11 protein-coding genes and 1 pseudogene are annotated in these 10,180 nt (G+C 38.7%); 6 read left to right on the top strand and 6 right to left on the bottom strand.

The window, feature by feature from the left end:
- The 3 genes and pseudogenes from FJR08_RS22620 to FJR08_RS23395 all read left to right on the top strand — a co-directional run.
- A pseudogene (locus tag FJR08_RS22620) lies at window positions 1-767 on the top strand (hypothetical protein); the annotation flags it as partial.
- A gap of 98 nt (window positions 768-865) precedes the next feature.
- Window positions 866-1,006, top strand: a complete 141-nt coding sequence (gene psaI, locus FJR08_RS22625; protein WP_015081480.1) for a photosystem I reaction center subunit VIII — start codon at window positions 866-868, stop codon at window positions 1,004-1,006.
- Window positions 1,007-1,013: 7 nt separating this feature from the next.
- Window positions 1,014-1,208, top strand: coding sequence for a hypothetical protein (locus FJR08_RS23395; RefSeq protein ID WP_217357555.1), 195 nt, complete (start codon window positions 1,014-1,016; stop codon window positions 1,206-1,208).
- A 121-nt stretch (window positions 1,209-1,329) separates the two neighbouring features.
- Here the strand turns inward: FJR08_RS23395 and FJR08_RS22630 are convergent, their stop codons facing one another.
- The 6 genes from FJR08_RS22630 to FJR08_RS22655 all read right to left on the bottom strand — a co-directional run bounded on the left by FJR08_RS22630 (window position 1,330) and on the right by FJR08_RS22655 (window position 3,704).
- Window positions 1,330-1,449, bottom strand: coding sequence for a photosystem II reaction center protein J (locus tag FJR08_RS22630; protein WP_015081481.1), 120 nt, complete (start codon window positions 1,447-1,449; stop codon window positions 1,330-1,332).
- Between the two features lie 180 nt (window positions 1,450-1,629).
- Window positions 1,630-1,749: a photosystem II reaction center protein L gene (locus FJR08_RS22635; protein ID WP_015081482.1), complete on the bottom strand. Its 120-nt coding sequence runs from the start codon at window positions 1,747-1,749 to the stop codon at window positions 1,630-1,632.
- A 9-nt stretch (window positions 1,750-1,758) separates the two neighbouring features.
- Entirely contained in the window at window positions 1,759-1,896 is a 138-nt protein-coding gene (psbF, locus tag FJR08_RS22640) for a cytochrome b559 subunit beta (protein WP_010997987.1), read from the bottom strand.
- 9 nt (window positions 1,897-1,905) lie between these two features.
- A complete protein-coding gene (gene psbE / locus FJR08_RS22645; protein ID WP_015081483.1) occupies window positions 1,906-2,154 on the bottom strand; it encodes a cytochrome b559 subunit alpha in 249 nt (82 codons plus the stop codon).
- Between the two features lie 111 nt (window positions 2,155-2,265).
- The gene (locus tag FJR08_RS22650) at window positions 2,266-3,285 is read right to left on the bottom strand and encodes a photosynthesis system II assembly factor Ycf48 (protein ID WP_015081484.1); all 1,020 of its coding nucleotides are present in this window, start codon (window positions 3,283-3,285) and stop codon (window positions 2,266-2,268) included.
- A 74-nt stretch (window positions 3,286-3,359) separates the two neighbouring features.
- Entirely contained in the window at window positions 3,360-3,704 is a 345-nt protein-coding gene (locus FJR08_RS22655; protein ID WP_148765259.1) for a rubredoxin, read from the bottom strand.
- 373 nt (window positions 3,705-4,077) lie between these two features.
- Between FJR08_RS22655 and FJR08_RS22660 the strand changes: the two genes are divergently transcribed.
- The 3 genes from FJR08_RS22660 to FJR08_RS22665 form a co-directional block, all read left to right on the top strand.
- Complete coding sequence (locus FJR08_RS22660; RefSeq protein ID WP_168634656.1) at window positions 4,078-5,076, top strand: hypothetical protein; 999 nt, start codon at window positions 4,078-4,080, stop codon at window positions 5,074-5,076.
- Between the two features lie 382 nt (window positions 5,077-5,458).
- Window positions 5,459-5,581 carry a hypothetical protein gene (locus FJR08_RS24110; RefSeq protein ID WP_256369746.1) on the top strand — a complete coding sequence of 41 codons (123 nt, stop codon included), beginning with the start codon at window positions 5,459-5,461 and terminating at the stop codon, window positions 5,579-5,581.
- Window positions 5,582-5,724: 143 nt separating this feature from the next.
- Window positions 5,725-10,180 (top strand): Calx-beta domain-containing protein (locus FJR08_RS22665; protein WP_217357556.1); only part of this gene is annotated, 4,456 nt, incomplete at its 3' end.

The raw sequence follows: 10,180 nt of genomic DNA on the forward strand, positions 1-10,180 counted from the left end.
AACTAGATTTGGTGGATACTCAAGAAAATTCCTCTCTTTTGCAACAATGGATAGACAGTCAAGGATACTTATTGACTGAAGCAGTTTTTCAAGAATCCTCAGACAATGATCTTGGGGAAGAAACTCAAACTGTAGATGTGGAAGTGCTGTTAAGTAGGGAAAAAGAAATTCAGGAAGATACCATTGCTGACAATATTCCTTTAGAAATTAATAAACCGGAAACAGTCAATATACTGAATCCAATACCAACCGAGCCTGGATGGTTATCACAAGAAATAGTTATAGATGATTTGGTTATGGAATGGGATGCGGATAGCTGGAGTGATGAAGCTATAGCAGATCATCATTATTCCCCCCTACCGGAGAATGAAACTGCGGCAGATTTCTCTGGTGTGATGATGGAGTCTTTACCAACTCCCCAATTGTATTTATCAGAGGGTGAACTTGTCGCTGGCACATCTGTAATGGTGCGTGTAAAATTACCTGAAGTTTCATCTTCGGTAGTGGTTAAGTTATGGGTTGAAGATTATCAAACCCGGAGTCTACTAGATAGACCACATATCCTGCCAGATTTGCGTTCTAATGCCTGCGGAGAATGGGAAACAGCGATCTACCTAAAAATTCCTTTTGGCTGCTTAGAAATCCGTTTATCAGCGATCGCTCTCCATCAAACTACTCAGCAGGAAAGTGACAAATTCACTATCATCAAGACAGTAATTCCCCCTAATTTACCCAGGATAGAAATGGATGAAATGTTGGGAATGTAAACAGGTGTGTTAAAAATCTTGATAATTTAGCAAATAAGGGAGGATTTTGCAGTAAGCTCAATTTGAATTGCAGTAAGACTTTACAGGACTTTAATTCTATGTCAAGTTCATTTTTGCCTACTATTTTGGCTTATTCCTCCTTTTTGCCTTCTGTTTTCGTTCCCCTAACTGGCTTGGTTTTACCAGCAGTTATTTTCGCGTTTTTGTTTTCATACATTGAACGCGAAGATATTGCTTAATTAGGGTATGGGTAATTGGTTACTTAATTTTGTCACCAATTATCTATTTGAAAACAAACAAAACCGCCTATCTCATGGAGTTAGGCGGTTTTTATGGCGATTTTTGCAGAAGAAGTTCAAAAATGATAATCAAGCAAAAATCCAGTTTTTTGTATTTCTAATTGCTATCTTCTTCCAGAATAGTAGTTACCAAGTAGGTTAGGACGGAGATTGGATGAACTACCCCATCTTACTTCGTTGAAGATGGGGTTTCTACATCCCCTTAAAAAAGTCATCTTACAAAAGACTTTCAAACTTCCTATTCCCTGTTCCCTGCTATAGCATTACATTGAAGAACCAATTCCTGAGTAAGATCCATAAAAGAAAATACCTACAACAGTAATTACACCTAAACCTGCAATCGTAGCGACGACCCACAGGGGAATTCTTCCACTTCCAGACACAGTTTTTTCCTCACTTACAAAAATTGTCAGTTGTCAGTTGTCAGTTGTCAGTTGTCAGTTGTCGGTTGTCGGTTGTCGGTTGTCAGTTGTCAGTTGAGAATATTCTTTCTGTAACTTGTTACCTATTACCTATTACCTATTACCTATCACCTAACTAGCAACTGACGTAAAAAAGTCCAGTTAGTTAAAGAAGTAACTGGAAAATAGAATTCCGAGAACGAAGACTAATAGTAGTCCCAGGTAAAGAGAGGTACGGTTTAATTCAACCGGTTGTTGATTAGGATTAGGCGTTCTTTCCATGATTAACTCCTAGCGTTGAATAAACTGCATTGAGGCGATCGCGCCCAAAAAGAAGACAGTAGGGACAGCTAAGGTATGCACCGCGATCCATCTAACTGTAAAAATGGGATAGGTAACTGGTTGATTGATGTTATTACCGCTAGTCATGATCTCAAATTATTTTCCAATAAAGGTTTCTACTTGTTTTTTTGCTTCAAAACGATTGCTGACAATTGGCACTTCTTGACGGACTTGAGTAAAATACTCATTAGGACGAGGTGTGCCAAATACATCATAAGCCAGTCCAGTGCTGACAAATAACCAACCTGCAACGAATAATGCGGGAATGGTGATGCTGTGAATTACCCAGTAACGAATACTGGTAACAATGTCAGAAAACGGACGTTCTCCAGTGGTACCTGCCATTTATTTCACTCCCTTATCAAAAACTATTATTGAGTTTATTATCCTACAAAGTTTAGACAGAGTTACAACTTACAACTTTCTTCTGGTGAATACATCCATTATTGGGTGTAATTACGCCGCTGGGGCTGCTGTTGCTGCTGTTTTGGGGTTATATTTCAGTAAAACACCGCGATCGCCAATTATAAAACCTTGATCAGGGCTAAAAAATACAATTTTGTAAAGATTAGCTGCAACTGTCTCCACATCACGGTCTTTTTCCCAAGTTTTACCACCATCGGTGCTGCGAAGTAAATTACCGCTACCACCACCGATCCAAATTTCATCGGGTGTGCGATAAGCTAAATCGAGTAAACCCCAACTCGTGGATAACTCTGGATATTCTACCTCTAACCACTCTTCCGGTTTAGTAGGATCACTAAACTGAATTTGGCCACCTCGTGCTAACAACCACAATTGTCCATCGTTAGTAAAACCCATATTTTCTAAGCGACGGGAACTATTGCGGTTATGGGGTTGCCAAGCATTTTGTCCAGGTTCCCAAGTAGAATAAAAACTGCCTTTAGCAGAAACAGCGATATACTTACCATCAGGCGATCGCTCCAGAGTCCGCACCACACCAACGGCCGCGTCTAAATTAGCTTTCCAATTTTGACCACCATCTGTGGTTTGATAAATCGCTCCGATGTCGGTAGCCATTTCCGCTGTATTCTGACCTATTGCTGTAATGGCAATGGGGCTGCCAGGTAACTTTTCGCTTAAAGCAATCCGTGACCAAGACTTACCCTCATCAGTAGTATGGAGCAATAAAGAAGGTTCTCCAGCAATCCAACCTTCCTGACCAGAAAAACTAACGGAGTTAAAACGATATCTGGGATCATCCAACTCTAATTTTAGCGGTTGCCAAGTATCACCACCATCTTTAGTTTCTAAAAGAGTGGCATTACCACCCACCAAGTAACCATGCTGAGAGTTATTGGCAAAGCTAATATCTAACAACTTCGACTTTGTCGGGACATTAATCACCTGCCAAGGATTGTTGCTTATAGAAGGAACACTACTACACCCTATACAGGCGATAACTACTATTAACGCGGCAACAAAACTTTGCCACTTTTTCAAAATTGATTGCATCAGTATTACTGAGGGTTTCCAGTGGAGGTTTAATGAGATTTTCGCCGAATTGCGGTAAATAAAGATGGCGGTTTTTAATCTAGTCCGTAAAGACTAATAAAAAACAAGAAGCCAAGAGCCAAAGCCCCAAAAATCAAAATGTTCTTTTGAGTTGGTGTCAGGGTATTCACACCCAAACCGTAACCTAAGTTTTCCTTGAAACCAGAGGCAGTACCCGCTGGTCCAATATTCGCAAAAACAGTTTTCTTAGCTACACAAACTGGACAACGCCAATTTGTAGGTAGTTCGGCAAAAAGTGTTCCTGGGAGGACATCACTCTTGTCGTCTCCCTTCTCAGGTTCATAAACGTAACCGCAAGAGCGACACTCATAACGGTCTAACACTGGAGTTTCCATAGCTTGTTCAGCTTGTTCACTCATAGCTCGTAGTCTCGCAGAGGGGAATTTAAATATACGTTACAAATTATGACATAATTGCTGGACTTTTCTATCAACTCCCGGTCCCCTCATTTTTTTTGGAGTTCGAGAAATTGTCGAAAAACAGAAAATCTAGGTTGAGTAATGGTTTTATTGATTTCCGTTCTATAAAACTTACCCAAAATTATCAAGGTCTAGACACATCTGGACACCGATAATTTTGGCATTTACTTCCTGTTTCATTGAATTTTCCACATTTGCCATTTTTTACGGTTGCTGTGTCAAAATCAACTTATACATGAAGAAGTGCTAAAACTATATAAATTACAACTGCAAACTTGATTATGAGCGTCTTAATACCTCAGAAAATTTGATTATGAAAGAAGTCACTGCCAATTATGATGAATCATGGAAAGAAGCACTAAACGAGTATTTTGAAAGCTTCTTAATCTTCTTTTTTCCTGAAGTTCATCAATTAATTGATTGGACACAAACCCCTCGTTCTCTTGATAAAGAACTACAGGAAATTACGGCTTCATCAGCCACAGAAAAACGTATTGCTGATAAACTTTATCAAGTTTGGTTACTGGATAAACGAGTGATTTGGATATTGATTCACATTGAAATTCAAAGTCAATATGAAGTAGATTTTGGTGAACGGATGTATGTTTATAATTATCGTTCCTTTGATCTGTATCACAAACCTGTGGTTAGTCTAGCTGTTTTAGGTGATGAAAGTAGTAAATGGCGACCTAATACTTATAGTTATGCCATTGGCGGGTGTGAAGTTAGTCTTAAATTTCCCATTGCTAAACTGCTTGACTATGAATCGCGTTGGCAAGAATTAGAAACTAATACCAATCCCTTTGCTATCATAGTAATGGCACATTTAAAAACCAAAGCAACCACTGGGAATTTATCAGAACGGGAGCAATGGAAATGGACATTAGTTCGCGGACTTTATGAACGAGGATTAAATAAAGAGCAAATTGTGAAACTCTTTAAAATCATTGACATGATGATGACATTACCTGAGCAGTTACAGCAAAAGTTAGTCAAGAAAATTAACAGTTTTGAGGAGGAAAGAAAAATGCCTTTTATCAGTCCTACAGAACAAATGGCAATAGAACGCGGTAAGGAGATTGGTAAGGAGATTGGTAAGGAGATTGGTAAAGAGATTGGTGCATTACAAAATGCTCGTAATTACATCAAAACTGTTTTACAAGCTCGATTGGGTGAGGTTTCTTTAGAGATTACAGCATCACTGGCTCTGATTTCTAATCTATCTATTTTGGATGAAATGCTGAAACTGGCTGTAACAGTTAATTCTTTAGATGATTTTAAACAGGCTTTAGAATTAGCAACATTGACATAATTAATAGTTAAACGGGCGGTTTCTAACCGCGTCTACACAGGCAAAACCCACACTATGGCTAACGCCACGCTACGCTATCGGCAAGCTCAGTGACCGCCTACGTGGGTTTCAAATCCTTGATTTTTCGTTAGTCCGCGCAGGCGGACTTTGTCTGTGTAGCCGTGACTTCTAGTCGCCGGGGCTTAAATTGACTCGCCGTAGGCATCATATATATTTAAAGTTTTCTGTCCTCTAAGTCCTATGTGGTAAAACCCCGAAATATCCTACTCAGGTGAGATTTTTTGGAAAAGAAATAAATATCTAACTTTTGGTAGATGTCAAGGTTTTTTATACTTAATATTATCGTTTTGGCATAATTACTTACAAAAACCAGTTTAATTTTATGACATCTACACTTGCTAACGGTTTGATTGCTGATGAGTTGTACCTCAACCCAGCCCTAGAACAAGTAGGACTCTATCTGAAAGATTTTGCAATACCTTGTCCATTTAAAAAAATATCCTAACTTGTCGCATAGATATAGAGCTTGACACTTATCAGTATTTGTGTCAAACTTGTGCGTATATAGTCTTTAACTAAAAAGTGTTACAAATTGTGACACATCCTATCGCATTAGGGCATCATTAATACCAATAACTAATTAAATCTATGAATACCATACTCAACTCTGCTCTGACGCTGACATATAACCAACTCAGCACCTTTTCTGGTTTAGATAATTTCTGGCAGGTTTTCGATACCGCGTTTGGTACACAATACAACCGCAGCGGTGCGGAAATTCTGCGTTTACAATGGCTATCTGGTGATTTTAGTCAACTTCCGCAAGTTGAAATTCTTGATAGTAACATTCTTGGCGGTGCTAACGGGGCTTATGCCAGTAGCAATAATAAGATTTATTTATCAGCTAATTTTCTCGCAACTTCTACAGCAGAAGCTATTAGTGCAGTTCTGTTAGAGGAAATTGGGCATTTTATTGATGCTCAAATTAATCTCAGTGATAGTGCTGGAGATGAAGGGGAAAAATTCTCAGCCTTGGTGCAGGGGCAGAATTTAACAACTCAAGAATTAGACAGAATTAACACAGAAAATGATTGGGCAAATATTACTGTAGGAGGTGAACAAGTTGCTGTAGAGCAAAATACACCAATTGTTTTAACAGTGACAACAACCGCAGATCAAAATGATGGTAGTGCTACGGGTGGGTTATCCTTGCGGGATGCGATTTTAATAGCCAATGCTAATACAACCAATGATTACGTTATTGAATTGCAGGGAGGACAAACTTATTCATTGAGTATTAAGAATACTGCTTCACTTAATAATGGAGGAGATGAGCAAGCAGCAGTCAGAGGTGATTTAGATATTTTAGCCGGTGGAAAAATCACCATTAAATCTGTTGGCACTCAAAAAGCAATTATTGACGCAACAAATTTAAAAACAAGTTTTGCATCAGGCTTTGGAGATGCGGCAATTGATGTCAAAGAAAATGCCTATTTGATTTTAAATGGTGTAACGATTACTGGTGCATCTGTAGGTGCAGTTTGGATCAACCCTAATAGTACCGCAGAAATTAGTAATAGTCTCATTACTAATAATGAAATCACCGTCGCATCTGCTTTTTATGAGAGTAATCAGGATGGTAGCGGTATTACAAACTATGGAACTCTGCTTTTAAAAGACAGCACTATTAGTAATAATAAAGCTGCACGTTTTGGTGGTGGTATTTACAACAATGATACAGCAACAGCAACCATTATCAATACTACAATTAGTGGTAATACGGCTGATCAAAACGCTGGCGGTATTTTCAACTTTGGAATGGCGACAATTACCAATACTACAATTAGTGGTAATACGGCGGATAAAGCCGGTGGTGGTATTTACAACTTTGGAACGGCAACTATTACTAATTCCACTATTAGTGGTAATAAAACTAATCAATTTGGTGGTGGTATTATCAATACTGGAACAGCGACGATTACAAATACTACAATTAGTGGTAATACAGCTAATCAATATGGCGGTGGTATTTTTAGCAGTAACTCAACTTCAGCGACAGTAACAGGAAAAATTTATCTTAATAATAGTACCATTACTAACAACACTGCTGATTTAGATAGTAATAGAGACGGCAGCGGTGGCGGAATTACTAACGTCAGTGGTGCTGGAGAAGTTTATGCCAAAAATACCATCATTGCAGGCAATTTTGACACCCCAAATAATAACAGTGCTGCTTTAGGTGCTATTTACCATCCTGATATTAATGGATCGATTAATGGCAATAATTACAACTTAATAGGCAACAAAACAGGATCTAGTGGCACAATTGGCACGGGAACGGATCTTGTTAACTCTAATATTCTCCTTGGTACTCTACAAAATAACGGTGGTAGTACCCAAACTCATGCTTTATTTGATGGAAGTCTAGCGATTAATGCGGGTAATAATAGTCTAATTTCCTTAGACATAAATGATATTGATGGTGATGGAAATACAACTGAAACAATTCCTTTTGATCAACGCGGAACAGGTTTTTCTCGAATTGCAAATAATCGTGTAGATATTGGCGCATTTGAGTTTCAAGGAATCCCTTCTCCTTTTATCACAATCAATAATATTTCTGTTTCTGAAGGGAATAGTGGCACAAAAACGGGAACTGTAACAGTCAACTTAAACGCCGTAACTGATAAGACGGTGACGGTTAATTACACAACAGCTAATAATAACGCTATTGCTGGAATTGACTATACTGCTACTAGTGGTCAATTGTCTTTTGCACCAGGAGAAACCACTAAAACCTTTAATGTGAATATCTTGGGAGATAATATTGCTGAGGCTAATAAAAGTTTCTTTGTTAACCTTAGTAATCCCACGAATGCCATAATTGATCCCAACGCTGGACAAGGAATTGTCACTATTACCGATGATGAACCCCATCCTATCATTCTGGGAGGTAATTCACTACCCAATCCAGCTATTACCCTAACTGTAAATACAACCGCAGATCAAAATGATGGTACTGCTACTAATGGTTTATCTTTGCGGGATGCGATTTTAATAGCCAATGCTGACACAACCAACGATTACATTATCAACTTGACAGGGGGAACAACCTATAGTCTCACTGCTTTTTCTCTCATTGATACCAAGGGGGGAGATTTAGATATTCTTGGTAAAGTCACCATTCAATCAACAGGAACTCAACCTGCCACAATTGATGCTAGTGGTTTGACAAATGCAGATCGCGTTTTTGAGGTGTTTAATTACTTAAACTTGAGCAATATTGTAGTCAAAGGTGGAGCAACAACTGAAGATGGTGGTGGGATTTATATTCGCTCGAATGCTACAGCCTTATTATTCAACACAACTGTAAAAAACAATTCCAGTTCATCATCGTACTCATCGGACGGAGGAGGAATATACAATGATGGTGTATTAGCTTTAATCAACTCAACTGTTGCTGATAATCAAGTGGTTGGTTCTTATACCGACGGTGGTGGGATCTATAATAATGGTCAAGCCATTCTGTTGGGAACAACGATTAAAAATAACACTGCATGGTCAGGTGGTGGTATCGAGAGTGTTGGAACTTTAACTATCAGCAATAGCACGATTTATAACAACACTGCTGTAAGTTTTGGTGGGGGAATAGACTCTTACTCTTCTACAATTAGCTTAATTAACAGTAGCGTGAGCGGTAATAAAGCTTTATATGGCGGTGGAATTAGGGTAAGTAATGGGACACTTAATATATTTAATAGTACGATAACTCAAAATGCCACTACTGCTACTGGTACATACGACGGTTATGTTGGAGGAATTGACAATTCGGGTGCTAGTGTTAACCTAAAAAATTCAATTGTTGCTGGAAATATTGGTGGATATCCTGATCTTAAGGGCAACATTAATGGCAATAATAACAACCTAATCGGCAATCTTTCAGGAGCAAGTGGTACTGTTGGCACTGGAACAGATATCGTCAATCCTAACCCCAAACTTGGACCATTACAAGATAATGGCAACGGCATTTTCACTCATGCACTACTTAGCGGTAGCCCAGCAATTAATGCAGGTAATAACGCCTTAGTTTTAACAGACGTTTTCGATCTTGATGCCGATGGTAATAATACCGAAACCATCCCCTTTGATAACCGAGGCAGTGGATATACACGAATTTCCGGTGGTACAGTTGATATCGGGGCATTTGAATTTCAACCCGCTCTTAACCTCAGTCTCAGTATAAATGACGTTACCTTAACTGAAGGTAACAGTGGGACAAAAAACGCCACCTTTACCGTTACCCTTTCTGGTGAAACTTTCCAACCTGTCACCGTTAATTATGCCACAGCTAATGGCACAGCAACCGCAGGAAGTGACTACACAGCCACAACGGGAACATTAATCTTTAATGTTAACCCTGGAGAAACCAGTAAACAAATTACCGTTTCTATACTTGGGGATACTTTAGCTGAAAGTGATGAAACGTTCTTTATTAACCTAAGTAACCCTATCAATGCCACCATTGCTGATAATCAAGGGATAACGACAATTACTAATGATGATGGTTCTATTGGGAATACCCTGCCAGAAGTTGAGGGAAATAATACTTTTGCAACCGCTCAAGTGATTGCTAATACAAGTTTTAATCGTCAACTAGTCGCCGATATTCAGGATTTTAATGGCAGTAATATTTCCACAACTTATGATCACGTTAGTATTCTGGGAACAGGAGATGGCACATTTGATTTATATCGGTTTAATGCGCTTGCAAATACTCAGTTAGTTTTCGACATTGACAACAATAATTTTGATACCATACTGCGACTGTGGAATCCCAATAATAACCAATTATTAAGCAGTAATGATGATGGTATAGAAACCGGAAATACGGGTAACGATGCAGCATCATTTCTCACCTATAAAACACTAGCTACAAGTGATTATATCATTGGCGTTTATCGCTATTCGTCTTCGGCTTTAACACCTCCAGCAACAGGAGATAGTTACACCCTACATCTTTCGATGTTAAATGATGATGTTTTTACCCCAATAGAATCAGCAGGTAACACCAAACTAGTCAAAGATGCCACCAACAAATACTTTA

The sequence above is a fragment of the Dolichospermum sp. UHCC 0260 genome (assembly GCF_009711985.1).
In the GTDB taxonomy this organism is placed as follows: Bacteria; Cyanobacteriota; Cyanobacteriia; order Cyanobacteriales; family Nostocaceae; genus Dolichospermum; species Dolichospermum lemmermannii.

Bases quoted from the DNA above. Each gene is read 5' to 3' on its own strand.
- psaI (WP_015081480.1), top strand. From the start codon at position 866: ATGTCAAGTTCATTTTTGCCTACTATTTTGGCTTATTCCTCCTTTTTG.
- psbF (WP_010997987.1), bottom strand. From the start codon at position 1,896: ATGACTAGCGGTAATAACATCAATCAACCAGTTACCTATCCCATTTTT.
- psbE (WP_015081483.1), bottom strand. From the start codon at position 2,154: ATGGCAGGTACCACTGGAGAACGTCCGTTTTCTGACATTGTTACCAGT.
- FJR08_RS23395 (WP_217357555.1), top strand. From the start codon at position 1,014: ATGGGTAATTGGTTACTTAATTTTGTCACCAATTATCTATTTGAAAAC.
- FJR08_RS22660 (WP_168634656.1), top strand. From the start codon at position 4,078: ATGAAAGAAGTCACTGCCAATTATGATGAATCATGGAAAGAAGCACTA.
- FJR08_RS22650 (WP_015081484.1), bottom strand. From the start codon at position 3,285: ATGCAATCAATTTTGAAAAAGTGGCAAAGTTTTGTTGCCGCGTTAATA.
- FJR08_RS22635 (WP_015081482.1), bottom strand. From the start codon at position 1,749: ATGGAAAGAACGCCTAATCCTAATCAACAACCGGTTGAATTAAACCGT.
- FJR08_RS22655 (WP_148765259.1), bottom strand. From the start codon at position 3,704: ATGAGTGAACAAGCTGAACAAGCTATGGAAACTCCAGTGTTAGACCGT.
- FJR08_RS24110 (WP_256369746.1), top strand. From the start codon at position 5,459: ATGACATCTACACTTGCTAACGGTTTGATTGCTGATGAGTTGTACCTC.